We start from the raw sequence: 26002 nt of genomic DNA, 5'->3' as shown, positions 1-26002 counted from the left end.
CGCCGTGAGCGACCCCGCGGCCACCCGCATCCTCTACATCGACGACGACGCCGGCATCCGCCGGTTGGTGGCGCGCGCGCTCGAGCGGCGCGGCTATCAGGTCACCACCGCCGACGGCGGCGAGGCGGGTGTGACGGCGGCCGCGGCCGAGCCGTTCGACCTCGTCGCGGTCGACCACTACATGCCCGGCATCGACGGGCTGGAGACGCTCGAGCGGCTGCAGGCGCTGCCCGCGCCGCCGGCGGTGGTCTATGTCAGCGGATCGGAGGAGACCCGCGTGGCGGTGGCGGCGCTGCGCGCTGGCGCGGCGGATTACGTGGTGAAGACGCCCGGCGACGACTTCTTCGACCTGCTCGACGCCACCTTCCGCCAGGTGCTGGCGCGCGCCGAGATCGAGGCGCTCAAGACCCGCGCCGAATCCGACCTGCGCGCCAGCAACGCGCGGCTGGAAGCGCTGTTGGCGGAAGTGAACCACCGCGTCGCCAACTCGCTCCAGCTCGTCTCCGCGATGGTGCGGATGCAGTCGAGCGCGCTCGAGGACCCCGGCGCGCGTGCCGCACTGGAGGACACGCAGCGCCGCATCAGCGCGATCGCGCAGGTTCACCGCCGGCTCTACACCGGCGACGACGTCGAGCACGTCGAGATGCGCGAGTATCTCGCGCAGCTGATCGAGGAGCTGGGCGCGACCTGGTCGACCAGCGAGGCGCCGCGCCGGCTGAGCCTCGCCGCCGAGCCGCTGCGGCTGCCGACCGATCGCGCCGTGTCACTCGGCGTGATCGTCACCGAGCTGGTCAGCAACGCCTGCAAATACGCTTATCCCGCGGGCGACGGTGAGGTGCGGATCGCGTTGGCGCGCGACGGCGAGCTGCGCTTCCGCCTGGTGGTGGAGGACGACGGGATCGGCATCGGCGACGACGGGCCGAAGGGCACCGGCGTGGGCTCGCGGCTGATCCGCGCGATGGCGCAGAGCCTCGACGCCGCGCTCGACTATGACGCGGCACACCGCGGCACGCGCGCGGTGCTGGCGGCGGCGATCCGGTAAAAACATATCTTCCCCTCGCGCGGGGAGGGGGACCGCCGCGAAGCGGTGGTGAAGCGGGCCATCCGCGCGCGCGACTTGCGTCGAGCACGCTATCAACAGGCGTTCCTCCGCGAGGAGAGCCCCCTCCACCACCGCGCTGCGCGCGGCGGCCCCCCTCCCCTTGCAGGGGAGGGTTGAATGCCCCCCACGCCGCGATTGTCAAATCACTGCAAAAACAGCCTGTTCTAGGCAGAATCACGCGCCGCGTGCAGCGGTGGCGCCGTCCAGGGAGATCACCGAATGTCGCGTCTCATCGACTTCGTCGCGGGCGTGGCCGCGATGCTCGCGCCGCCCGCCGCCCGCCGCCAACCCGGCGTCCTCGCTCTCGGTCGCGCATGCGGCGCGCGCCGCCAGCGGCAGCGCCAACGCCAGCCCGATCGGCGCCGCGGTGCCCACCACCACGCTGATCAGCATCGTCGCCGCGCTGACCGGGATCGTGCTGCTCGTCGCCGACAATGGCGACAGCAACAACAGTGACAGCAACTGATCCAGGGTCGATCGGCGCGGTGCCCCCGGGTACCGCGCCGACCCGTCCTCGGCGCGGCTCAGTGCGCCAACTGCACCACCATCTCGGCCGCCATCGCGATCGTGACCCAGCTGGCGGCGGTCAGCACCGCGAGCACCGAGTAACGCCGACGCGTCGACATCATGCCGTTCATCATCATCCCCTCCCGTTGTTATTCACCCAGATTACGCGCGCGCCGGGGCTGCTAAAAGCGAGCAGCACTGTCACAAATTTAAAATTTTCCCGCTTTGGTTCAGTGCCTTCTCGGCGCTCAGCGAAGCAAGGTGAGCGCCAGCGCGATCGACCCGGCGAGCAGCGCCCAGCTCGCCGCGACCAGCAGCAGCAGCAGCGCCGCGCGCCGACGCCGCGGCCATTTCTCGTCCGACATCGCCGCTCCCTCGCTCGCCCGCCCACTGCCTCCTCTCGTAGGTCAACTTTCCCGCCCGGTGCCGCGAAGGCGTGGGAAAATCGGGCGAACGCCTCTGCGCTCCGCCCGGTCACGGCGCGGGTGATTGCCGTCGTCGCGCGGGGTGATTAGGGCAGGGCATGACCGACACGCTCGCTCCCGCCGCCGCTGCCGCCACCGACACCGCGAGCGGCGCCGCGCGCCTCGCCCGCCGCATGGCGCGCGGTGCCGCCTTCCTCGGCAGCGAGGTCGCGATCATGGCCGGCGCGATGTCCTGGGTGAGCGAGCGCCGTCTCGTCGCGGCGATGTCCAACGCCGGCGGCTTCGGCGTGATCGCCTGCGGCGCGATGACCCCCGAGCTGCTCGACGCCGAGATCGCCGGCACCAAGTCGCTCACCGACAAACCGTTTGGGGTCAATCTGATCACGATGCACCCTGCGCTGGAGGAGCTGATCGCGGTGTGCGCGCGCCACGGCGTCGGCCATGTCGTGCTCGCCGGCGGCCTGCCGCCCAAGGGCTCGCTCGAGGCGATCAAGGCGGACGGCGCGAAGGTGATCTGCTTCGCGCCGACGCTCGCGCTCGCCAAGAAGCTGATCCGCTCGGGCGTGGACGCGCTGGTGATCGAGGGGATGGAGGCGGGCGGGCATATCGGCCCCGTCTCGACCAGCGTGCTGGCGCAGGAGATGCTGCCCGAGATCGCCGACCAGCTGCCGGTGTTCGTCGCGGGCGGGATCGGCCGCGGCGAGGCGATCGCGGGCTATCTCGACATGGGCGCGGCGGGAGTCCAGCTCGGCACGCGCTTCGTCTGCGCCACCGAGTCGATCGCGCACCCGCGGTTCAAGCAGGCGTTCATCCGCGCCAGCGCGCGCGACGCGGTGGCGAGCGTGCAGATCGACCCGCGGCTGCCGGTGATCCCGGTGCGCGCGCTCAAGAATGCGGGCGGCGAGCTGTTCACCGCCAAGCAGCGCGAGGTCGCCTCGTCGCTCGACGAGGGGCGCGTGGCGATGGCCGAGGCGCAGCTCCAGATCGAACATTATTGGGCGGGCGCGCTGCGCCGGGCGGTGATCGACGGCGACGTCGAGCACGGCAGCGTGATGGCGGGTCAGTCGGTCGGCATGGTCACCAGGGAGGAGCCGATCGCGGAGATCATCGCCGCGCTGATGGCCGAGGCGGCGCACGCATTGGAGCGCCGCGCCGGCTGAGGCGCCGCGATGCCGGTCGCGTGAATGCAACGTCGGCGCGTGTCGCTGGTTGGGGCGGGCGAGGAGACCCACGATCTTCCATCTGATCTTCGCGACGCCCTGCCTCTACGTCCTGCTCCGCACGCTCTGGCCGCTGGCGCTGCCGCTCTGGGCCAAGGGCGGGGTCGCGGTGCTGCTGCTCGCCGCGTCGCAGTTCCATTATTGGAGCAAGCTGTCCTCGGGCTCGGTGTTCGCGCCCGAGTTCCCGCGCGCGATGGTAGTGCTGTTCAACTGGGCGTTCGGCGCGATCGTGCTGCTGTTCGCGCTCCAGCTGCTGCTCGACCTCGGTCTGCTGGTGGCGCAACTGGTCCGCCGCGGCGCGACGCTGCCCGACGGCGCGCGCTACGCTGCGGCGGGGCTGGCGGCTCTGCTCGCCGCGATCGGCGTCGCCAAGGCGATGCGCCAGCCGCCGGTGCGCGACATCACGGTCGAGATCGCCGGGCTGCCGCCGCGCTTCGACGGTTACCGGCTGCTCCAGCTCAGCGACCTGCACCTCAGCAAGCTGTTCCCGGCGCGCTGGGCCGAGGCGATGGTGGCGCGCGCCAACGCCGCGGGCGTGGACCTGATCGTCGTCACGGGCGACTTCATCGACGGCTCGGTGGCGATGCGCCGCGCCGACGTGACGCCGCTCGCCACGTTGCGCGCCCCGGACGGTGTCTGGGCCGTCCCGGGCAACCACGAATATTTCTTCGACTATGACGCGTGGATGCGGCACCTCGCTGGGCTGGGCGTGCGGCTGCTGCCGAACGCGCACACGATCGTGGAGCGCGGCGGCGAGCGGCTGGTGCTCGCCGGCGTGACCGACGCCTCGGCGGCGCACAGTGGCCACCCCGCGCCCGACCTCGGCGCGGCGCTGGCGGGCGCCCCCGCAGGCGCGCCGGTGGTACTGCTCGACCATCAGCCGCGCCACGCGCGCGCCGCGGCGGCGCGCGGCGTGGCGCTTCAGCTCTCCGGGCACACGCACGGCGGGATGATCGTCGGGCTCGACCGGCTGGTGGCGCGCGGCAACGACGGGTTCGTGTCGCGCCGCTACCAGGTCGGCGCGATGACGCTCTACGTCAGCAACGGCACCGCGCTATGGCCCGGTTTCGCGCTGCGGCTGGGGCGCCCGTCCGAGATGACACGGATCACCCTGCGACGCGCGGGTTAGGCGGACCGCAGCGGTCTGCCGGCGTGCGCCGGAGCCTCGAGCCACGAGCGTCCCTCCTGCAACCCTGGGCTCCGGCATCCACCCGAGCACGATGCCACGGAGATGGATCAGGTTCTCGTCGCAAGAATCGAACTCCGTCAGCCGCTTGTGCACCGCCGTGGGGAGGACGATAGGGCAGGCATGACGCCCCTTTCCGCCCCGCACCCGCACCCCGCGCCGCGCGGCATGCACCCGCGCGAGTTCGTCGCCTTCATCGCGGCGCTGATGGGGGTCAACGCGCTCGGCGTCGACCTCATGCTGCCCGCGCTCGCCGACATCGGGCACGACCTGGCGGTGAGCGCCGCCAACCACCGCCAGTGGATCGTGACCGTCTACATGATGGGCTTCGGCCTGGGGCAGCTGCTCTACGGCCCGCTCGCCGATCGTTACGGCCGCCGCCCCGTGCTGATCGTGACGCTCGCCGGCTTCGTCGCCGCCAGCGTCTTTGCCGCCAGCGCCGCCACCTTCCCGGCGCTGCTTGGCGCGCGACTGCTGCAGGGGCTGATGTCGGCCTCGACCCGCGTGCTGGCGGTGGCGATCGTGCGCGACACCGCCTCGGGGCGGCAGATGGCGCGGACGATGTCGATCGCGCAGATGATCTTCTTCATCGTGCCGATCCTGGCGCCGACGCTGGGGCAGGGGCTGCTCGCCTTCGGGCCGTGGCGCTTCATCTTCTACGCGCTCGGCGGCTTCGCCGCCTTCGTGCTGAGCTGGACGCTGCTGCGCGTGCCCGAGACGCTGGCGGTAGAGCGGCGCGTCGCCATCTCGCTCGCCAACCTCCGCGCCAACTATCGCCTGACGCTGACCAACCGCTATTCCGCCGGCTATGCCGTGGCGGCGTCGCTGACCTTCGGCGGGATCATCGCCTTCGTCTCCTCGGCGCAGCAGATCTTCGTCGACGAGTTCGGCGCGGGCGACCGCTTCACGTTGCTGTTCGCGCTGTGCGCGGGCGCGATGGGCTGCGCCTCCTTCGCCAACAGCCGACTGGTCGAGCGGCTCGGCACGCGGCTCATCTCGCAGTCGGCGGTGCTGGCGCTGATCGCGCTGTCAGTGCTGCACCTGCTGGTGATCACCGCCGGGTGGGAGACGCTGGTGAGCTATATCGTGTTCCAGGCGCTGAGCATGACCTGCATCGGCCTGTGCGGCTCGAACTTCGGCGCGATGGCGATGGAGCCGGTCGGCCATATCGCGGGCACCGCCTCCTCGGTGCAGGGTTTCATCACCAGCATCGGCGCGGTGCTGGTGGGAAGCGCGATCGGCCAGTCCTACGCGGGAACGACGCTGCCGCTGGCGCTGGGGTATCTCGCGATCGGGGTCGCGGTGCTGGTCCTGGTGTGGGTGATCGAGGGCGGGCAGCTGTTCCGCGCGCGGATGGGGTACAGCTAGACGATCCGCTCGAAAAGGACGGAAGAAACTCCTCCCCGCGAGCGGGGAGGAGTTCGTCGTCAGAACCCCGACCAGTCGTCGCTCACCGCGGTCGCGCGCGGCGCGGCGCGGCGGCGGACGCCCGCCGCGGCGCGCTGTTGCAACTGGTGGACCGGGCTCGCCGGGGGCGACGCCGCGCCGGTGCGGAACCGCGCCACCTGCTGCGCCAGCGCGTCGGCCTCCACCGACAGGCTGCGCGCCGCGGCGGTGGCTTCCTCCACCATCGCGGCGTTCTGCTGGGTGACATTGTCCATCTCGGCCACCGCGGTGTTGACCTGCTGGAGCCCGGTGGCCTGCTGCTCGGCGGCGGTGGCGATGGTGCGCACCAGCCCGCTGAGTTCGCCGACGCGCGCGTTGATCCGCGCCAGCGCGTCGCCCGCGGCGTTGACGAGCGTCACCCCGGCGTCGACCTGGCCGGTCGCGGCGGTAATCTTGCCCTTGACGTCGCGCGCCGCCTCCGCGGAGCGCTGCGCCAGCGCACGCACCTCGCTCGCCACCACCGCGAAGCCCTTGCCCGCGTCGCCCGCGCGCGCCGCCTCGACCCCGGCGTTCAGCGCGAGCAGGTTGGTCTGGAACGCGATCGCGTCGATCACGCCGATGATCTCGCCGATCTCGCTCGAGGCGCGCTCGATCCCGCCCATCGCGGCGACCGCGCGCTCGACCACCTGCGCCGACTGCTCGGCCTCGACCCGCGCCGCCTCGACCGTCTGGTTGGCCTGTGCCGCGCTCGCCGCGGTCTCCTTCACGGTGGAGGTGATCTCCTCCATCGCGGCGGCGGTCTCCTCCAGGCTGGCGGCCTGCTGCTCGGTGCGCTGCGAGAGATCGTCGGAAGCGGCGCGGATGTCGGCCGCACCGTCGTTGATGCCGTTGGTCGCGCTGGTCACCGCGCCCATCACCTGCGCCATCGCGTCCATCGCGGCGTTGAAGTCCTGCTCCAGCTTGGCATAGGCCGGCGGGAAGCCGCTGAAGCGCGCGGCAAGGTCGGCGTCCGCGAGCCGGGCCAGCCCGCCGCCGACCTCGGCGAACACCGCCTGGCGCTCCTGCTCGGCGCGCGCCTTCTCCACCGCCGCGTCGCGGAACACCGCCACCGCGCGCGCCATCGTGCCGATCTCGTCGCGGCGGTCGGCGCTGGGCAGCGTCACCTCGTGCCCCCCCGCGGCGAGCTCCTCCATCACCGAGGCGATCGCCACCACCGGCCGCGCGATCGAGCGCGACAGCAGCATGCCCATCGCCGCTGCCAGCGCCACCGCGACCGCGCCGCCGAGCGCCAGCGCCAGCGTCACCATCGTCTCGGCGTGGCGCTGCGCGGCGTCCTGCTTGTCGACCCAGTCCTGCTGTGCCGCCTGTATGTCCTTGATGATGTCGCGCATCGCGCCGAGCTGCTTGGAGCCGGCGAGCTCGCGCGCCTGCTCGCGCGTCGCCGGTTCGGCGAAAGCGGAGAGCGTCGGCGCCACCTTGGTACGCTGCCACGTCTCCACCGCCGCGAGGAAGCGGCGCACGCGCTGGGCCTGATCGGGCCGCGCGGCATGGCGGTTGAACTCGGCCGCGGCGGCGGTGATCGCGGCCGCGTTTTCCTTGTAGGTGTCGAGGAAAGCGGGCTTCCCGAGAAGGACATAGCCCCGCACCGCGCTCTGCCCCTCGACCACGCCGTTGAGCATGTCATCGGCATGGTCGGAGGCCAGCTTGGCCTCGTCGCGTGTCACCGCCACCTGGTGGAGCGTGCGCACGTTGGCGAAGACCAGGAGGCTGACGATCGAGAAGGTCGCGATCAGCAGCGCGAAGGCGAGCGCGAGCTTGCGCGGGATGGCGATGTTGCGAATGGTCACGAACCTCTCCTGGCGGCCGTGACGTGGTAGCGATGCGGAGTTAAGCGCTGGCTAACTTTGCGACTAATGGTCTGTTGTTGGGTCTATTTTTCGCGGTAAGCGGACGTCGTGCGTTAACTGCATTGCAAGCCGTCGCGCTTACGGGGGGAACATGGCTCATCTGTCAACGCTGACCCGCCGCCTCGCCGCGGCCACCGTCGTCGTCTTCGCCGCGGCGCCCGCGCTCGCCGACCCGATCACGCTCACCCCGACCGAGGACGTGCGGCTGCGCTACGAGCGGGTCGAGCAGGACGGTATCGCGCGCGCCGCCGACGCGGTGACGATCCGCGTGCGCAGCGGTGTGGCGGCGACGAGCGGCGCGATCTCGGCGCTGGTCGAGGCGCAGGGCAATCTCGCGATCGTCGACCATTATGACGACACGGTCGGCAACGGCGCGGGCTATCCCGCCGTCGGCGACCCGGAGAATATCGCGCTGTACCGCGCGCAGCTGCAATATAAGACCGCGCCGCTCACGCTCATCGGCGGGCGCCAGAAGATCGGCCTGGAGGACGAGCGCTTCGTCGGCGCCGCCGCGATCCGGCAGAACTCGCGCTCGTTCGACGCGGTGCGCGGCCAGTTCAGCTTCACCAAGCATCTGCGCGCCGACGTCACCTATGCGTGGAGCGTGCGGACGCCGAGCGGCATCAACGGCCGCGGCGCCAAGCCGGCCGCGATCGGCGGGGACAACGTCTTCGCGCTGCTGGCGCAGGACACGCCGCTCGGCACGCTGACCGCATTCGCCTATCTGATCGACCAGGACGAGGCCGCGGTGCAGGGCTATCGCCTGTCGAGCCAGAGCTACGGCGCGCGGCTGGTCGGGTCGCACGCGCTCGCTCCCAAGGTGAAGGCATCCTGGCAGCTCAGCTACGCCACCCAGTCCGACTATCACCGCAACCCGAACGACTATCGGGCCGATTACTATCTCGTCGACGGTGGATTGGACGTGCACGCGCTGCACGTCGGCGCGGGCTATGAGGTGCTGGGGGCGGGCAACGGCACCGCGCTAACCTCGTTCCAGACGCCGCTGGCCTCAATCTTCAAATTCCAGGGCTGGGCGGACAAGCTCACCACCACCCCGCCCGACGGCGTGCGCGACGTGTACGGCAGCCTGGGCTGGGGCTGGCCCAAGCTCGGCGCGTTCAAGGCGGTCGGGGTGCAGGCGGTGTACCATCGCTTCGCTGCGGAGCGGGTCGACCGCCGCTACGGCGACGAGGTCGACCTGCTCGCCTCGGCCAAACTGGCGCGCTACGGCGTCTCGGCGCGCTACGCCAGCTATCGCGCCGACGGGTTCGCGACCGACACGCGCAAGCTGTGGCTGGAGCTCACCTGGGCGTTGTGAGGTGGCGCATAGGCTCGGCCGAGGCGAGTCGGTACGCTGACGCTCAGCGATCCACCCCACCGTGGCGCAAGACAAGGAGCGCACCCGCGCGATCTTCGTGGCGCTCGAGCTGTGACTTCGTGCTGCGCTGTCAGGCTCGCCGACGCCTCGCCACGCCGAATCACATGCGGTCCCCTTTCGTCGGCACGGCAGCTTCTCTCGTTAGCTTGCCCTTAAGTAAGCTCGATCCACGCGCTCGCCGCGCGTCCATCTGGATCACTCACCTGGATTAGCAACTGGCTGAAATCCGCCAATAACATGCCTTCTCCTACGATAGTCACGGAGGGTTCGACCGCTGCCGTGCCGAGGCTCTCCTTCCTTCGTATACGGTTGTGATCGATTAATCTTCCTCCCGTACCTTCATCCGCAACAGGATAAAGGTTCAGCGATGATCGCGTGGTTCGCACAGCATGCGCCGGTTCGCACGAAGTTCAAGGTGCTCCTCACCGTACAGGTCGTCGTCGCGCTGCTGAGCGTCGCCGCGGTCTATACGGCGGCGATGACGCCGCCCGATCGCGTCTGGACGGTGATGGCGTGCGGTTGCGGCCTCGCATTGGTGCCGGTGCTGCTCACCTGGTGGAGCGGCCGGGCGATCAGCGACCCCTATGTCGCGACGGTCGTGCGGATGGAGGGCCTTGCCGCGGGCGACCTGGCGTCGCCGATCCTGCGCACCGACTATCGCGACTGCGTCGGTCGCATGACGCGCGCGATGGAGGTGTTCCGCGCCAACGCCGAGACGGTGCGGCGCTCGAACGTCGCGGCCGAGACGATCGTGCGCGAGCTGGGTCTCGGTCTGGGCCGGCTCGCCGCGGGTGATCTCTCGCAGCGGATCGAGGAGCCGTTCGTCGGCCAATATGAGACGCTGCGCCACGACTTCAACGACGCCATGGCCGAGATGGCGACGACGCTGGGCAAGGTCACCGCGACCGCGGGCGACATCAACAGCGGCGCCAACGACATTCGCCAGGCCTCGGACGACCTGTCGCGCCGCACCGAGCAGCAGGCCGCTGCGCTCGAGGAGACCGCCGCGGCGATGGAGCAGATCACCTCGACGGTGCGCCAGACCGCCAGCGGCGCCACGCAGGCCAACGCGCTCGTGGCGGACGCGCAGGCGGAGGCGCACCGCTCCGGCGAGGTGGTCCAGCGCGCGATGACCGCGATGGACGGGATCGAGCGCGCCTCGGCGGAGATCTCCGAGATCATCTCGGTGATCGACGGCATCGCCTTCCAGACCAACCTGCTCGCGCTCAACGCCGGCGTGGAGGCGGCGCGCGCGGGCGACGCTGGCCGCGGCTTCGCCGTCGTCGCCTCCGAGGTGCGCGCGCTGGCGCAGCGCTCCGCCGACGCCGCGAAGGACGTGAAGGCGCGGATCAGCGCCTCGGCCGAGCAGGTCGACCTCGGCGTCGAGCTGGTCACCGCGACCGGCACCGCGCTGCAGGGCATCATCGGCCGCGTCGGCTCGATCAGCACGATCGTCTCGTCGATCGCCTCGTCGGCGGAACAGCAGGCGGTCGGGCTCCAGCAGGTCAACACCGCGATCGCGGAGATGGACGGGGTGACCCAGCAGAACGCCGCCATGGTCGAGGAAGCAACCGCGGCGACGCGCAGCCTCGCCTCGGAAGCGGAGGAGCTGACGCGCGAGGTGGCGCGCTTCCGCGTGGCGGGGCACGCCGATGCGCCCCGCTCCAGCAACAGCAACGTCGACCAGCTCGTGCACCCTCAGAGCTGGTCCGAGCGCCGCGCACGCCCGGTGCGGCCGGTCGCGGCGCTGAAGGCCACCAGCCAGGAAGAATGGGCGGAGTTCTGAGGACGCCACTACTTCGGGCGCCCCACGAACGGTCAGCGCGAGACGCTCGATCTTGCCGGATCGCTCTGGTGAAAGCGCGATGTAGCAATGGCTTGGATGAAAGGTACCACCTTCTTGTACCCGCTCCATCGTTACCGTGCGCTCGCCGACCTTACCGCCCAGGAAGAAGAAGCGCTTCTCGCTCTCGGCGATGCCGAGCTGACCTACTCACCGCGAGAGATCATCCGTTCACAGGGCGACGTCGTGTCCGGCTTCTATCTCGACGTGCGCGGCTGGGTGGCGTCCTCGATCATCCTGCCCGACGGCGCGCGGCTGATCCAGGAGCTTCATCTGCCCGGCGACATGCTGGGTACGCCGAGCATGGTGCTGCCGCACGCCGCCGACACGCTGACGGATCACGGCGGCGATCGTAGCCTTCATGCCGCTCGAGCGGATCGGCGCCATCTATGCCCGCCAGCCGCGGCTCTCCGCACTCTTCACGATCGCCGCCCAGGCAGAACGGCTGGCGCTGATGGATACGCTGGCGGTGACAGGGCGCGCCTCGGCGATGCAGCAGTTGGCGCGCCTCCTCCTCGATCTCCACGCGCGGCTCACGCCGCTCGGGCTGGTCGAGGATCAAGGCTTCGACCTTCCGCTCAGCCAGGAGGTCATCGGCGATCTCACCGGCCTCACCGCGGTGCATGTCAATCGGAAGCTTCGGGGGTCGCGCGAGGCGGGACTGATCGGTCGCGACGGCATCGGGGTGCGCAACCTGGATCTTGACAGGTTGCAGGCACTGTCGCCGATCGCGCCGCGACAGCGGCAGGTCCAGCCGGCCTGGCTTCCGCCGCCGCGCTCGCCGACCTATACGGGAACCGCGTGACGGCTTAGCCGGTCGAGTCCTACAAACGGACATCAGCATTGTTCGGGGGCTGGACGAGGCGATGCGAACGTCCACCGATTGGCGACAGGCGGCGGATACGATGCCGTACGCGGCGAAGCGATCGGGGCGAAATTCCGTCCGGTAGCGCCAGATGACGTCGCCGCTCTGCCTTGCGCTAAGCTGATCGCGGGCCTCGAGCGGAGGCGGGTCGATGGCTGACTCTGCTACCTTTCATATCACGTCGTCCTACTACGAGGCGTTCGGGGCCGCGACGCGGAACGATGCCTCGGGCGACGCGGAGCGGCAGGTCGCCGCCGCCCCCTACCCTGCGCAGGGCTCGGCGCGACGATCACCCCGCGCGGGCAGGAACGTCAGCTCAGCCCTTGCCTCCGGCCTACAGACCTGTTTTGTAACGGAAAAGCTGGGTGAGGGGGTGAGTTGGGATGGGCGCTCACGACGGCGTGCTCGTGGCCATGTCGGTGCTCGTCGCGATGTTCGCGTCCTACACGGCGCTCGACCTTGGTGGGCGGGTCCGTGCGGCGAGCGGTCGCGCTCGCCATATGTGGCTCATCACCGCCGCGATCGCGATGGGAGGTGGCATCTGGTCGATGCATTTCCTCGCCATGCTCGCGCACAGCGTGCCGGGCCTGGAAGTCACCTACGACCTGACGCTCACCGGCGCGTCCCTCCTGGTGGCGATCGTCGTCACGGGGCTGGCGTTCACGCTGATGGATCGCGCGCACCCCTCACGGCGACGTCTGGCGGTCGCCGGCCTCCTCATGGGCCTCGGCGTGGTCACGATGCATTACATGGGCATGGCCGCGATGCGCATGGCCGCCGACCTCCGCTACGATCGCCTCTGGATCGCCGCCTCGGTGTTGATCGCGATCGGTGCCGCCGCGACCGCGCTGTGGCTCGCCTCGCGCGACAGCAGTCAGGTCAAGCGCATCGCCGCGGCGGTCGTCATGGGGATCGCCGTCTCCGGTATGCATTTCGCCGGCATGCGGGCGGCGAGCTTCGCGGTGCATCGCGGCGCGATCGATCCACGTACCAGCGTCGGCCAGACCGGCCTGGCGCTGGCGGTCTTCGCCGCGACCTTCGTGATCCTGTTCCTGTCGCTCGTCGCCGCCATGTTCGACCGTCGCTTCGCGCAGCTCGCCGAGCGCGAGGCCGCGGCGCTGCGCTCGAGCGAGGAGCGCTTTCGCGCGCTATATCGCGGGACGCCGCTGCCGCTGCACTCGCTCGACCCGGACGGCCGCCTGGGACAGGTCAGCGACGCGTGGCTGACGCTGCTCGGCTACGAGCGCGGGGAGGTGTTGGGGCGCCCGTTGACCGACTTCATGGCGGCCGAATCGGCGAACCGCTTCGCCGGGGCGGACTGGGCCCGGCTGCTGGCGACGGACGTGCTGGAGACGCGTGAATATGAGATGGTCGCCAGGGACGGAGCCGTTCTGGATATGCTCTCGGACGCGCGGGTCGAGCGCAGCGACGCGGGTGCGGTCGCGCGCGTGCTGGGCGGCCTGACGAACGTCACCGATCGCAAGCGCGCCGAGGCCGCGCTCCGTCAGGCGCAGAAGAACGAGGCGATCGGTCATCTCACCGGCGGGGTCGCGCACGACTTCAACAATCTCCTCGCCGTCATCATCGGCAACCTCGACATGCTCTCGCGCCGCATGCCCGAGGACCCCCGGATCTCTCGTCTCGTGACCAACGCGCTGGAGGCGGCCGACCGCGGCGCCGCGCTGACGCAGCGTCTCCTCGCCTTCGCCCGGCGCCAGAACCTGCGTCCGGAGGCCACCGACATACCGAACCTCGTCCGCGGCATGACCGATCTGCTGCAGCGCTCCCTCGGTCCGCGAGTGCGCCTCTCGACTCACTTCCCGCCCGACCTGCCCGCGGTGCTCGTGGACGCTCACCAGCTCGAGCTCGCGCTCCTCAACGTCGCCGTGAACGCGCGCGACGCCATTCCCGGCGGCGGGACCATCGAGGTGAGAGCCTCACCCGTAGACGTCCCGCCCACCAGCGTCGTTGGCCTCGCGCCGGGACGATTCGTGCGGCTCTCGATCAGCGACGACGGGATCGGCATGGACGAGGCGACGCTCGCTCGCGCGACGGACCCGTTTTTCACCACCAAGGAGGTCGGCAAGGGGACCGGCCTCGGCCTGTCCATGGTGCACGGTCTCGCCGCGCAGTCGGGCGGTCAGCTCGTCATCACGAGCCGTCTGACTGCCGGCACGACGGTCGACCTCTACCTTCCCGCGACGAGGATGTCAGACATGGCGGCGCTTACTTGCGAGGAGCCGTCCTGCGCCGAACCGGGCGCGGCCATGACGATCCTCGTCGTCGACGACGAGCCGCTGGTGCTCGAGAACACCGCCGCGCTGCTGGAGGAGCTGGGTCACACGGTCCGGCTCGCGGCGTCGGGGCCGATCGCGCTGGCCCAGATGGAGGCCGGCCTGAGGGTCGACGTTCTCGTGACGGATCAGATGATGCCCGGCATGACGGGCACGCTGGTGGCACAGCGTGCCCGGCTCCTGCAACCTGGGTTGAAGGTGCTCATCGTGAGCGGCTATGCGGAGATCGGCGACCGGGAGAAACTACGCTTTCCGCTGTTGCAGAAACCGTTCGATCGGAGCGCCTTGGCACGGGCAGTGCGCCAGTTGGTGGCCGGTGAGAGCGCGGCCAGGGCGGCAGATCGCGCGGAGCGGTGGGCCGGCTACCGAGGTGGCACGCAGCCTCAAAGCATAAGCTGAGTAAAGGGCAGAGATCGACGCGATAGCCTGAGCGACCAAACCTCGGCCCAGGCAGGTCTTACCGCCGTGCGCGTCTTTGAGGCCCACTCTGGCTTGCATCACCTCATCTCTGTGCGTGCCGCTCCAGCCTGACGACCGCAGGGCCGGTCGTGCAGTAGTCGGCTAGATGGTCACCGTCCTCTCAATCTCGCAGAAGCCGCCGCGCGGGCATTCGCTCGCCTTGAAGCGATCCATAGAACTGAGCCTTGGCTTGCATCGCCGCGTCGCGAGCCGACATCGGCATGATGAAGTTTGCCTCCCTGTGCCTGCTGTTCCTCGCGGCCTGCGACAGCGCGCCCACGACCGCATCCCCTCAGCCGTCGGTCGCCGTACGAACAACCGGTGTCGATGCCGCAGCCTTGCGCGCGGCCGTAGATGCAGCCGGCCGTCTGCCGCGACTTCGCTCGCTGCTGGTGCTGCGCGACGGCGAGACGATGGCGGCGCACGTCTTCCATGATGGGCCGCCGCTGGACCGGCCGGTTAACATCAAGTCAGCGTCAAAGTCGGTGATGTCGGCGCTGATCGGGATCGCGATCGAGCGCGGCGTCTTCACTGGCGTCGATCAGACCGTGCTGCCGCTGCTGCGCTCCGACGCACCGCGCGACCCTGATCCGCGGCTCGCGCGGGTGACCGTCGGCGACCTGTTGTCCATGCAGGCGGGGCTCGAGCGGACGTCGGGTGAGAATTATGGTCGCTGGGTCTCGAGCGGCAACTGGGTACGCTACGCTCTGTCACGTCCCTTCGTCGCCGATCCTGGCACGGACATGCTGTACTCGACCGGTTCGACCCACCTGCTCTCAGCGGCGCTCACGCGGGCCACCGGCCGCAGCACGCTGGTGAACGCTCGCGCCTGGCTCGGCGAGCCGCTCGGTATCACAATCCCAGCGTGGCCTGCAGATCCGCAAGGCATCTACTTCGGCGGCAACGAGATGCGCTTGTCGCCGCGCGCGCTCGCTCGGTTCGGCGAGCTGTACCGCCGCGGCGGCGAGATCGATGGGCGTCGGATCGTGTCGGCTAAGTGGATCGAGCAGAGCTGGACGCCGCGCACCGTCTCGCCGTGGAGCGGGCAGGCCTACGGCTACGGCTGGTTCCTCACCGACATGCGAGGACATGCCGTGCGTTTCGCATGGGGTTACGGCGGGCAGATGGTCTATGTGATACCCGATCTACAGCTGACCATCGTGATGACCTCGGACCCGAACGGGTTCCGCGACACGGGCCACATCGACGCGCTCCACCGATTGGTCGCCGATCACCTCGTTCCTGCCGCCGAGCGCGGCGCGTAGGTGGGAAGGATCGACTTCCGCGGACAAGAGGGTCTCGGTATTCAAGGGCACGTGACGAGAAACCGCTATTACTCAGGCCCGCCGAGCGACCATTACGACGGCGCGCGCTTCTTCAACCCGGGGCAGGAGACGACCGACCGCGGGTTGCGCGACATGCTGCGCTGGAAGCTCGGCGGCGCGGCGCAGCGATGGCCGAAAGCCATACCGGTCACCCAAACGGTTCCGGACGACCGCATCTCTGGCATACGCGTCACCATGGTCGGACACGCTTCCCTGCTCATCCAGGCGGCAGGGCTCAACATACTGACCGATCCTGTCTGGTCGGACCGTGCCAGCCCCTTCACGTGGGCGGGGCCGAAGCGTGTGACCGAGCCAGGGATCGCCTTCGAGCACCTCCCGCCGATCGACGCGGTTCTGATCAGCCATTGCCACTACGACCACATGGACATGGCCACGCTCCAGCGTTTGCACGCCGCACATGCGCCGGTGATGGCGATGCCGCTCGGCAACGACGCGATCGTGCGTGCCGCGATCCCTGATGCGCGCTGTGCCACCGGCGATTGGTGGGACACGATCGTGCTCGGCGGTGGTGTGACCACGACGCTCACGCCTGCCTATCACTGGGCCAATCGCTGGCCGTCGGACGTTCGCATGGCGCTGTGGGCGGGCCACTACCTCACGACACCTGCAGGCACGATCTGGTTTGCCGGCGACACGGGCTACGGCGACGGCAAAATCTTCAGTGACATCGGCGCGCGACTCCCCGCATCCGATGTCGCGCTTATCCCGATCGGCGCCTACGAGCCACGCTGGTTCATGGCGGCGCAGCACGTCGACCCCGGTGAGGCGGTCCGCATCTTCCGTGATGTCCGTGCGAAGCGGGCGCTCGGGATCCACTGGTGTACGTTCCAACTGACGGATGAGGGGCGCGAGGCGCCCCGGCTCGCGCTTGCGACGGCTCTCTCGTCCGCCGGAGTTTCACCCCGCAGGTTCGTCGCGGCGCAACCCGGTGGAGTGTACGACATCGCAGCCGGCGACAGCGACGAACGCGACGCTACGACGTAGGGCCGCCGCAGACACCCGTGCGGGTCGCGGGCACGCAGACCCTCGCGTCACCACTCGATCGAGAAGCGTCTGTTGGCTCATCGCCAAGACGGAGCGCTCGCCAAACGGCCGCTGACGGATAAGAGCCGGTCTGGGCGCAAGCGACTGCGACGTGGATCGAGTTACCTCAGCCAGGCGCCATGGATGCCAGGCGGCACGCGATGCGGGATGCGAACGGATGCCACGGGCGGCGCCTCGAAGTTTCGTGCGTCCAATATCTCCAGCGCGGTGGTGTGCCCCCCGGCGTCGATCACGAGCCCAACAAGCCAGCCGTCATCCTCGCCGGCATCTGGCGAGCGCGGCACGAAGACGAATTCGCCCGCGATGCGGCCCGGCCCGAATTGATGCAGCCGTCGCGTTTCATTCCCCAGGTCGTGCTTGATAAGCGCCGCTTCGCCGACCAGCGTCTCCGTCATCTGTTCGGGCAGGCCGAGCGCATAGACATAGCGGTAGGGGAGGCCGGTGCGACGCTCATCTATCGTTGGTAGTTCCTGCGGCGCTGAGTTGATCGCGCGCTGGTCCACCGATCCGGTCAGAGGATCGATCGTCCAGCGCTCGAGGCCGCGGGGCTGCTCGTCCGGCGCCAGATTGTCGCCGGCGAACATGCGGTCGTACGCGATCACGTCGAGCGCCACACTCCCGTCCGGCAGATCATGCGCGTTGGCGGTGTGGAACACGAAGCAGGGATCGAGCGGGAACCACCGTATATCCTCCGCCTCGCCGTCACGGGGCAGCAGCCCGACTCGGGCCGGGTGCTTCTCGTTCCACCGGTAAGGAAAGCCGTGGCCCGCCAGCACCGTGCGCATCGACAGGGTGAGCGGCAGGTCCATGACGACGACGTAGCGCTGCGTGATGGCGCAGTCGTGGATCAGCGGCCCATGCGAAACCGCGATCGTCACCGATCGTCGCACCCGGCCGGTGACATCCACGACGTTGTACCGTATGCGCTTGGGATCGGTCGCCTCGTAACACAGCGCGTGCAACTCGCCTGTCGGCGGATCACGTCGCGGATGCGCGGTGAAGGAGCCCGGCAGGGTGCCGCCGAAGTCGTCGTAGCGCTGCGTCTCCAGATGCTCGTCGAAGCGGACCGGCGTGCTGCCGGCCTCCACCAGTGCCCAGCCGCTGCCGGCATGGTCCAGCACGCTCGTGTTGACGGTGTCGAAGATGTGCCGTGGTCCCGGAGCCGCCGGCACGTCCCTCGCGGCCGCGACATCGGTCGAGCGGATCCAGCGGTTCCGATACCACCGGGCTCGTCCGCCCTGGAGGCGGACGCCGTGCAGCATGCCGTCACCGGTGAAGAAGTGGTAGGAGCGCGGGTCGGCGTCGGCGGGGTTCGGTCCGATGCGAACGTAGCGGCCGTCGAGCTCGGGCGGAATGATTCCGTCGACGGCGAGGTCGGTGAGGGTCAGCTCCTCGGTCATCGGCTCGTGGATGCCGGTAAGCAGCGGGTGTGGCGCATCGCGGGGCGGCAGGCGGCGCTTGTTGAACGCCGCGATGCGGGTGACGATCGGCGAGGCGACCGCGCCGACGACGTTGTCGATCGCCTGTTCGATCCGGCTGGCGAACGTTGGGCGCCGAGTGACCGTCACGATGGCGTGACCGTCTGGATGACGTCGAAGCCCTCGAAGCGGGGCGGCGCCAGGTATAACGGCTTGTGGTCACCGGCGCCGCGATGGGCGGCACGGAAAGCCTCGGATCGGGTCCAGTTCTCGAAGTCACCGCGCGACCGCCAGACGGTATGGGAGGAATAAAGGACGTGATCGTCCGCCGCGGGCCCGCGCAGCATGTGGAATTCGACGAAACCCGGCACGCCGGCAAGGTACGAGTCGCGTGACAGCCAGACCTGCTCGAAGGCCTCCTCCTCGCCAGGGATCACCTGAAACCGGTTCATGGCGATGTACATGGGGCAACTCCTGCGCCGACTGCGTGCGCATAAGGTGGGGTGGAGTGGGTCGGGATGCGAGGGCATGACATCCTTAGAGAGTTGAAAGTCTAATTTGAGCGATTGTCGAACACGGAATGGCTATGGCGCGAGCTGAACGGCCCGATGTCGGTCAGCGCCGGGTGGCGGCGTGGTGTCACCAAGAGCGCGATTTTGCCGATGCGAATGGTAGCCAGCTGATTGTTGGCGCTTAAAGCCGCCCTTTGGACCATTGAGAAAGGCCGGTTTTAAGATCACGCGGCAGTCGGACTTTCTTTTGTCTCGTATTCGTCCTAGGTAACGACTGGATGGCTCTCTCACCCGACTATTATTCGGTCCTTGGGGTACCCTCGACGGCGAGTCGCGACGCTATTCATGCCGCGTGGAAAGCGCTGCTTCGTCAATATCACCCCGATGCTAATCACGGCGTGGATGTTTCTGCGCGTGCGAAAGAGATCAACGAGGCGTACGCCGTCTTGGGAAAGAGTGAAGCACGCGCTGCCTATGATCGCTCGCAGATCAGGGCGTCTGTCCGCCGAGCGACCGAGGACCGCTCCTTTCACCACCGAAAAGCTGGCAGGCGCCAGATGCGACCTTACCCGTCAATGCAGCCCAGCGGTAGCTTCTCCCAGCCGCTAGAGGCCAACGATTGGCTGATGGGTCTATTCCTGCTGATCCTCACCGCCGCACCGATCGCTACAATCCTAGTTCTGTATTATGAGGAATCCGGAGCGGTATCTACGGTTCGACGTAGCGATGCCGCTCACCCCGCACCTGAGCCTGCTGCAAAAGCGGTTCGCAGCTCGTCCGGCACAGAACTCGGACTTGGACAGCCTGCTTCATAATTCATCGTCCAGTCGCGACATTCGAGTTCGCAGGTTCAAGCGCCAAAAACGGTCGCAACGCGGGGATGAACGAGCGGCCGAAGTTCGGAAGCTTGGAAGGTGCCGCGGACGTCTGATTTTGGGTCTAGGCCACAGGAGATGGAACTTGCTAGGAGTCTTCAAAAATCGAGGGCGAGCGCTGCGACTAGCCGACCCTTGCTGTCATTCTCCGACGAGCGCCCGTGATAACGCGCGTCGACCCATGCCAAGGACCAAGTAACGCCGCTCACCGTGATATCCGCGCCAAGTAACCAATCGATCTTGGGCGAGCCCGTGATGGTGTTGACTCCGGTTTCGCGGCCGAGATGCGCGTGCAAGATGATCGGGAGTGACGGCAGCGGCTTCGCCGCTTCAGTGAAGAGGTACAAACCGTCCCTCGCGCCAAGCTCGGTCTGGTGTGGTGTGTAGCTGATACCGGCCTTCACCTCGGCATCGCCTACCGCATGAGCGCCGCTGCCGTAGATCTCGGCGCTGCTGACACCATCGGCGCCGGGGTAAAAGTACGAGATGATGCCAGCGTCGACGTCCCATCCATGAAGGGCCGTACGATAGCCGCCATAGGCGTCGACCTCCGAGTGTGCGCCTTCATAGGCGGCGACAGACGAGCCCCACAGGCCAGCGTAGAAGCCGGCTGGGGCGCTCGCCTCCACGGAGGCCTGGACAGCGGGACCACCGTTCGTCTGGCTGACGCCGCGTAGCCGATAGTCGCTGACGGCAGCGAGATTGAACGCCAGCGTTGGTCGGTCCGCCGGGACCCGCTTGCCGTCAGGGATGGCGTCGGGATCGCCATTGGGCCGCGGTCCGCTGGTCTGTTCGGGTGGTGCGGCGGCTCCGACCGCGCCGGCAGGGGCGGGCAGGAGGATGGCCAAGGCGAGCGGAATCATGCGGCCCTCGACTGGCGAAGGAAGAGGGCGATGTCGTCGTTCAGTGAGCTCAGCGCGGTGGTCAGATCCATCGCCACCTCGTCCATACGGTCGGCGGCGTGGAGACCGGCCGCTATCGCCGCTCGGGCGTTCGCCACCGCGGTGGTGGTGCCGCGGCTCTCGTCTGCGACGGCGTCGATACTCTGCCGGATCGAGGATGCTCCCTGGACCTGTTGTCGGACCACCGCAGTAATGACCTCTGCGGCGCGTTCGGTTCGGGCGAGCGCCGAGGCGATGGTCCTTGCCGCACCGGACGTGTCCGCGGTACGACGCAGCAGGTTGTGGAGCTGGTCGGTCACCTGTCGGGTGAGATCGGCGGTGTGATCGGCCAGCGCCTTCACCTCGCCGGCCACGACGGCGAAGCCGGCACCAGCGGCACCGCAACGCGCAGCCTCAATGCTCGCGTTAAGTGCGAGAAGGTTCGTCTGACGCGAAATCTGGTCGATGCCGCCGACGATCGAGCCGATCTCGTCGAGTGTCGAGGAAAGCGCGGCGATACTGGTCTGCACCTCTTCGCCATCGTCGCTGGCGCGTTGCACTTCGATCAGCGCGGTGCGCGCCTCCGCTTCGATCTCGCGGCCTGCGTCTGCGAAGGCTGCTGCCCTTGGCGTCAGCTCGCCCAGACATCGCTCGGTCTCGATCGCGGCCTTGGTCGCAACCTCAACCAGCTGCTCCAGCCCGCGCCCCTGATCGCGGACCAGTTCAGAGGCGGCCGTCAACGTTCGTGCCTGCCCCTGCATCGCATCCAGCAGCGGCGACAGCTTCGCCTCGAGTTGCTCTCTCGCGTCGATCAGCGCGGCATCTCTTGTCGCGGCGAGACGCCGGTTCAGCTCGCTGTTCTCGTGCCTGACGTCTCGGACGATGACCTCGAGCTGTTCGCGTGCCGCCGCGTCAGCCATCGCCGCGTCGGCTCTGGCCCTTCTCAGATCCTCGAGGGCGAACCGCGCTTCCTGAGCATCGGCGGCGGACTGCCGCATCGCCGCGTCGGTCTGTTCGACAGCGAGACGGCAGCGGCGCAAGACGCGGCTTCCGATCAGCACCATCGCCAACAACAATATACCGAGTGGTAGCAGACACCGATCGCGCAAGGCGGTACCAGGGTGCTGCACGGCCCATCGCAGATGACCAAGCGGACGTCCATCTGCGCTCCGCAGCACGACGGAGCCGGGCACGTTCGGCTTGGCAACGTCGCCTCCCGTGAAATGTAGGGTCGGCAGGCGTCGTTCGGCACCCAAGCCGGCGAGCTGTTGCGGCGTGAGGATGTCCACCAACAGCAGGTAGGACGCGGGCCCGGGTGGCAACCGGACTTTGCCCGGATCAGGGACGATGGCGGCGATGCTGAACGCGGCGAGCTGGTCGCCGACACGGAATAGACCGCTGCGGCGATGGTCCTCACCGACCGGCTTTTCGCGTAGCTCTGCCAGCGCGTGCGTTAACGTCGGTCCCATGAGCGCGAAGGGACTGACGCGGGCTGCAACCCCACGATCGCTGGCATAGATCGTACGGTCATGGCCGTCGATGACGAAGCTATGCTCATAACCCTGCGTGCGAAAAAGGTACGGGCCGATGTTGTCGCTTGCCCACTCCGGATCGATGGAAAGCACGAGGTTCGCTACGGAATCGTCCCAGGTGGCGTAGTCGCTCTGATTGCGCAGCATGAAGTCGAGCCGGCTGGAAACGACTAAGCGGGCGAGTTCGGCCTCGCGAGCGGCTTCCTGAGCATCGGCATTGACGGTCAACCAGACCAGCAGGGCGACGATGATGATGCCTGCGACCGCCATGAGGGCGCATAGCGGGTAGAGGAAGTGGCGCCGATAGCTGTGAAACGACGCGTGATCACGTCCACTGCCCAACATGGTTGCATCCGCCTGCATCAGTAAAGCAATGCGCATCATTGATTAAGATCAGGCTACAGGCGGTAAGGTAGATGCGAGGTGGTCGCCCGTTGACAGCCACGAACGCGTCGGTTCTGGAAGTCCACGTCAGCCCTTGGAGATGGCCTTGACGAGCATCGGAGCACGCGCGATCAATCGCTTACAAGCGCCTCATGAAGCGAGGCAAGCATCAAGAGCTCTGTGACGGATGAAGATTTTTCTGCCTTTTCGAAAGGTGCGCTTATGTTGCTTGCCCTGACGGCGTGCAGATGTGGCTCAAAGCTGGATTGATTATGCAAAGCTGATCAAGGTGCTACTCTAGGCGACAGGAAGCGCGCCTTTGAGTTCAAGGTTATACCGGTTTGCCGTCGTCGGCATGATGGGCTGTGTCACTTCCAACACGCGCTGGAACGCTGCTTCGTTGAGGGGCCGACTGATGTGATATCCTTGAATCGTGTCACACCCTTCTGCCACGGAGAAGGCAAGCTGCTCGCCTGTCTCAACGCCCTCCACGGTGGTGGCTATGCCGAGGCAGGAGCTCATCGTGATGATGGCGCGGATAATAGCGGCACTCTCCGGATCTTCCGGGATCTGACGCACAAACGATTGATCAATCTTGATTTTGTCGAACGGGAACTTGCGAAGGTAGCTGAGCGACGAATAACCGGTGCCAAAATCGTCCATCGAGATCCGCACGCCGGCTTCCTTCAGGCAAGCCAGTGTTGCTAGCGTACGCGCTTCGTCGTTGAGCAGTACGCCCTCGGTGATCTCTAATTCCAGCCGGTTCGGCGCTAGGCCGGATGAGCTGAGCGCGGACAGCACCACGGATGACAATGTCGGATCGCGGAACTGTGCTGGTGATAGATTGACCGCAACGGTGATGTGCACCGGCCAGGTTGCCGCTTGCGCACAGGCCGTCCTTAGTACCCAGTCGCCGAGCGGGAGAATAAGGCCCGTTTCCTCGGCCAGGCCGATGAAGTCGATCGGCGGTATCAAACCTCGTCCCGGATGGTTCCACCGCACCAACGCCTCTGCACCCGTGATCTCGCCACTCTTCGCGTTCATCAAAGGCTGATAGTGCAGCTCGAGCTCGCCGCCGTCGATCGCGTGACGCAGGCCGATCTCCAAGCGCCGACGCTCCTGGGTCTGCTCGTCAAGCCGGGGATCGTAACGCCGCGAGGTCGCGCGGCCGTCTGCCTTCGCGGCGTAGAGGGCCAGATCGGCGTTGCGTAACAACTCGGCGGGATCGTCGCCGTCGTGCGGTGCCCAAGCGAAGCCGACGCTTGCGGCGAGGTGCAGTGCCTGGCCGAGGTAGGTGAATGGCCGTTCGCCGATCGTCTGCACTAACCGATGAGCCAGGACGGCGACCGAGTCGAGGTGATCCGCGGAGACCTGGAGGATCGCAAATTCATCACCGCCGAGTCGCGCCAGCACGTCGCCATCTCGCAGGGTGGATTGCAGTCGCTCCGCTACCATCCGCAGGATCGTGTCTCCCGCCGCATGCCCCATCGAGTCGTTGATCGGCTTGAAACGATCAAGGTCGATCATCAACACGGCGAAGGATTGATCGTTCGACCGGCGGGAGGCAGCGTGGATGGAGAGAAGATCGAAGAAGCGGGTGCGATTGGCCACTCCGGTCAAAGCGTCGTTGAACGCGAGCGTCCGCATGCGTGCCTCGGTACGCAGGCGCTCGCGCTGATCCCGTACGGCGATCACCGTCTGCACCTTGTGCCCGAGCGCGACCTGCGAGCGCAGCACGCGAACTGGGATCATACCATCGCCTGCGGTAAGGAGCTGAGCCTCGCGCTCCTCACGCTCGGGCATACTCTCGAAGTCCACGCCTGGGAGTAACTTACTCAGCGAGAACCCGGCAAGCGTACCGGCGCTGTAGTCGGACAGGCGTTCGATACTCTGGTTAGCGGTGATGACCTCGTCGCCGCGGCAGATCAGCAGACCTTCCAAAGCCACGTCGGCGAGCTCGCGAAGGCGCTTTTGGTCGTGGCGCCATCTCGCCTTCGCGGCCAAGTCGAAACGCCAGCCGACGACCGCGAGCGTGAGCAGCGCTGTGGAGACGCCCGCAACCCACGGAGCGACGGTCGACGGTGACATGGCGTTGGAAGGAAAGACGACGGCGCTGTCGCCATGCAGCGTCATGGCGGACATGCCGCAGAAGTGTAAGATGGCGATGGAGAGTAGCAGCAGCGGCGGCGCCGCCCGACGAAAACGACGACGACGGTGAGACAACGTCATCATACCTAGGCCCATGACGGGCACACCGACCAGCATCGACGCCAGAACCAGAGGCAGGCTCCATGAGACGCTGCCGCGCACCAGGTAGGCCGACTGGCCGATGTAGTGAAGTCCTGCGATGCCCACGCCGATGACCACACCGGCGACGAACTGGCGTGAGCTGCGTCGCGAACCCATCGACACCAAGATACCTGCGCCGATGCCTGCGATCGCGCAGGCAAGCGAAACAACGGTGCCCGACGGATCGAAGGCGGCGTCGATGCCGGGCTCGAAGGCCAACAGCACGATGAAGTGAGTCGCCCAGGCGGTGCAGCCACCCGCCACAACACTCACCAGCGCCCAGCGCCGACGTGGAACGCCCTCGGCGCGAGCCGCGTGGCGGGCGATGGCGAAGGTTGCGTACACGCCAACGCCGCACACCAAGGCCGCTAGTACCACCAGCAGATGGTCATGGCTCTGTGCGACGCAGTGCGCGATGGTCGCGAGAAGGATCATTCGAACGGCCTACGATCAGATTATTAACACCGATCAAACGGCGGAGCGCACCGCGAAGTAGGTAGAGGGCGTTCCTCGATGCGGCGGCCGCAGCAACGCAGCTTGCCAACTCGGCGCTTCGTGGCGCTCCATCATTGAACTCTCAAAAGGAGGACCAATCGTCCTGCGGCGACGCGGCTGCCACGCTGGTGCGCCGCGCACGCGCGCCGGCAGCCAATCGAGCACCAACCTGCGCGGCGCGCGCCTGGAGCTGGTGGACCGGCGACGCCGGCGCCACAGCGTTGCCTAGTTTGAAGCGGCTGACCTGACGCGCCATGTTCTCGGTCTCCTCGGACAGGCTGCGCGCCGCCGCGGTGGCTTGCTCGACCATCGCGGCGTTCTGCTGGGTCACGCCGTCCATCTCGCTGACCGCGGTGTTGACCTGCTGGAGCCCGGTGGCCTGCTGCTCGGCCGCCGAGGCGATGTCCGAGACGAGCGTGCTGATCTCGCCGATCCGCCCGGTGATGCGGGTGAGCGCCTCGCCCGCCTGCGCCACCAGCTCGACCCCGGCGTCGACCTGGACGGTCGAGGCATTGATCTTGCTCTTCACGTCCTTGGCGGCGTCGGCGGAGCGCTGGGCGAGCGCGCGCACCTCGGAGGCGACCACCGCGAAGCCCTTGCCCGCGTCGCCCGCTCGCGCCGCCTCGACGCCCGCGTTGAGCGCGAGCAGGTTGG

The 26002-nt window shown here is 67.9% G+C and carries 20 protein-coding genes and 1 pseudogene; 12 read left to right on the top strand and 9 right to left on the bottom strand.

Annotated features, from left to right (window positions below):
• Window positions 1-4: 4 nt before the first annotated feature.
• Window positions 5-1042: a sensor histidine kinase gene (locus tag K7957_RS06310; RefSeq protein WP_223011162.1), complete on the top strand. Its 1038-nt coding sequence runs from the start codon at window positions 5-7 to the stop codon at window positions 1040-1042.
• 234 nt (window positions 1043-1276) lie between these two features.
• Here K7957_RS06310 and K7957_RS06305 read toward each other — a convergent pair whose 3' ends face one another.
• Window positions 1277-1477 carry a hypothetical protein gene (locus tag K7957_RS06305; protein WP_223011161.1) on the bottom strand — a complete coding sequence of 67 codons (201 nt, stop codon included), beginning with the start codon at window positions 1475-1477 and terminating at the stop codon, window positions 1277-1279.
• 730 nt (window positions 1478-2207) lie between these two features.
• Between K7957_RS06305 and K7957_RS06300 the strand changes: the two genes are divergently transcribed.
• The 3 genes from K7957_RS06300 (at window position 2208) to K7957_RS06290 (ending at window position 5808) form a co-directional block, all read left to right on the top strand.
• Window positions 2208-3194: an NAD(P)H-dependent flavin oxidoreductase gene (locus tag K7957_RS06300; protein ID WP_223011748.1), complete on the top strand. Its 987-nt coding sequence runs from the start codon at window positions 2208-2210 to the stop codon at window positions 3192-3194.
• A 49-nt stretch (window positions 3195-3243) separates the two neighbouring features.
• Window positions 3244-4383, top strand: a complete 1140-nt coding sequence (locus tag K7957_RS06295) for a metallophosphoesterase (protein WP_246616817.1) — start codon at window positions 3244-3246, stop codon at window positions 4381-4383.
• 225 nt (window positions 4384-4608) lie between these two features.
• Window positions 4609-5808, top strand: coding sequence for a multidrug effflux MFS transporter (locus K7957_RS06290; RefSeq protein ID WP_223011746.1), 1200 nt, complete (start codon window positions 4609-4611; stop codon window positions 5806-5808).
• Window positions 5809-5867: 59 nt separating this feature from the next.
• On the opposite strand, the gene K7957_RS06285 is transcribed toward K7957_RS06290, so the two are convergent.
• The gene (locus K7957_RS06285) at window positions 5868-7673 is read right to left on the bottom strand and encodes a methyl-accepting chemotaxis protein (protein WP_343228327.1); all 1806 of its coding nucleotides are present in this window, start codon (window positions 7671-7673) and stop codon (window positions 5868-5870) included.
• A gap of 151 nt (window positions 7674-7824) precedes the next feature.
• On the opposite strand from K7957_RS06285, the gene K7957_RS06280 reads away from it, so the two are divergent.
• From K7957_RS06280 to K7957_RS20320, 3 genes and pseudogenes are all read left to right on the top strand, one after another.
• Window positions 7825-9051 (top strand): hypothetical protein, encoded by a 1227-nt coding sequence (locus K7957_RS06280; RefSeq protein WP_223011160.1) that lies wholly within the window; start codon window positions 7825-7827, stop codon window positions 9049-9051.
• 427 nt (window positions 9052-9478) lie between these two features.
• Window positions 9479-10897, top strand: coding sequence for a methyl-accepting chemotaxis protein (locus K7957_RS06275; protein WP_223011159.1), 1419 nt, complete (start codon window positions 9479-9481; stop codon window positions 10895-10897).
• A gap of 87 nt (window positions 10898-10984) precedes the next feature.
• A pseudogene (locus K7957_RS20320) lies at window positions 10985-11218 on the top strand (Crp/Fnr family transcriptional regulator); the annotation flags it as partial.
• Here the strand turns inward: K7957_RS20320 and K7957_RS20315 are convergent.
• Entirely contained in the window at window positions 11126-11341 is a 216-nt protein-coding gene (locus K7957_RS20315; protein WP_246616816.1) for a hypothetical protein, read from the bottom strand. The pseudogene K7957_RS20320 and the gene K7957_RS20315 sit on opposite strands and share 93 nt — an antisense overlap.
• On the opposite strand from K7957_RS20315, the gene K7957_RS20310 reads away from it, so the two are divergent.
• From K7957_RS20310 to K7957_RS06255, 4 genes are all read left to right on the top strand, one after another.
• Entirely contained in the window at window positions 11316-11759 is a 444-nt protein-coding gene (locus K7957_RS20310) for a Crp/Fnr family transcriptional regulator (protein ID WP_246616815.1), read from the top strand. The two genes, K7957_RS20315 and K7957_RS20310, sit on opposite strands and share 26 nt — an antisense overlap.
• A 443-nt stretch (window positions 11760-12202) precedes the next feature.
• Window positions 12203-14512, top strand: a complete 2310-nt coding sequence (locus K7957_RS06265) for an MHYT domain-containing protein (protein WP_223011158.1) — start codon at window positions 12203-12205, stop codon at window positions 14510-14512.
• A 245-nt stretch (window positions 14513-14757) separates the two neighbouring features.
• A complete protein-coding gene (locus tag K7957_RS06260) occupies window positions 14758-15837 on the top strand; it encodes a serine hydrolase domain-containing protein (RefSeq protein WP_246616814.1) in 1080 nt (359 codons plus the stop codon).
• On the top strand, window positions 15838-16902 hold the full coding sequence (locus K7957_RS06255) for an MBL fold metallo-hydrolase (protein WP_343228326.1): 1065 nt from the start codon (window positions 15838-15840) through the stop codon (window positions 16900-16902).
• Window positions 16903-17063: 161 nt separating this feature from the next.
• On the opposite strand, the gene K7957_RS06250 is transcribed toward K7957_RS06255, so the two are convergent.
• Window positions 17064-18530 (bottom strand): 8'-apo-carotenoid 13,14-cleaving dioxygenase, encoded by a 1467-nt coding sequence (locus K7957_RS06250; RefSeq protein WP_343228325.1) that lies wholly within the window; start codon window positions 18528-18530, stop codon window positions 17064-17066.
• The gene (gene hmuQ, locus K7957_RS06245; RefSeq protein ID WP_223011157.1) at window positions 18527-18844 is read right to left on the bottom strand and encodes a heme-degrading protein HmuQ; all 318 of its coding nucleotides are present in this window, start codon (window positions 18842-18844) and stop codon (window positions 18527-18529) included. The genes K7957_RS06250 and hmuQ overlap by 4 nt, the downstream gene beginning before the upstream one ends.
• Window positions 18845-19170: 326 nt before the next feature.
• On the opposite strand from hmuQ, the gene K7957_RS20755 reads away from it, so the two are divergent.
• Window positions 19171-19707, top strand: a complete 537-nt coding sequence (locus K7957_RS20755; RefSeq protein ID WP_223011156.1) for a J domain-containing protein — start codon at window positions 19171-19173, stop codon at window positions 19705-19707.
• A gap of 158 nt (window positions 19708-19865) precedes the next feature.
• Here K7957_RS20755 and K7957_RS06235 read toward each other — a convergent pair whose 3' ends face one another.
• The 4 genes from K7957_RS06235 to K7957_RS06220 form a co-directional block, all read right to left on the bottom strand.
• On the bottom strand, window positions 19866-20630 hold the full coding sequence (locus tag K7957_RS06235; protein WP_223011155.1) for a TorF family putative porin: 765 nt from the start codon (window positions 20628-20630) through the stop codon (window positions 19866-19868).
• Window positions 20627-22564: a methyl-accepting chemotaxis protein gene (locus K7957_RS06230; protein WP_223011154.1), complete on the bottom strand. Its 1938-nt coding sequence runs from the start codon at window positions 22562-22564 to the stop codon at window positions 20627-20629. Before K7957_RS06230 ends, K7957_RS06235 begins: the two co-directional genes overlap by 4 nt.
• Window positions 22565-22861: 297 nt before the next feature.
• A complete protein-coding gene (locus K7957_RS06225) occupies window positions 22862-25288 on the bottom strand; it encodes a bifunctional diguanylate cyclase/phosphodiesterase (protein ID WP_223011153.1) in 2427 nt (808 codons plus the stop codon).
• Window positions 25289-25430: 142 nt separating this feature from the next.
• On the bottom strand, window positions 25431-26002 hold a 572-nt coding region (locus K7957_RS06220; RefSeq protein WP_246616813.1), incomplete at its 5' end, for a methyl-accepting chemotaxis protein.

The organism is Sphingomonas yunnanensis, from assembly GCF_019898765.1.
In the GTDB taxonomy this organism is placed as follows: Bacteria; Pseudomonadota; Alphaproteobacteria; order Sphingomonadales; family Sphingomonadaceae; genus Sphingomonas; species Sphingomonas yunnanensis.
This window is presented reverse-complemented; position numbering and strand designations above follow the sequence as displayed.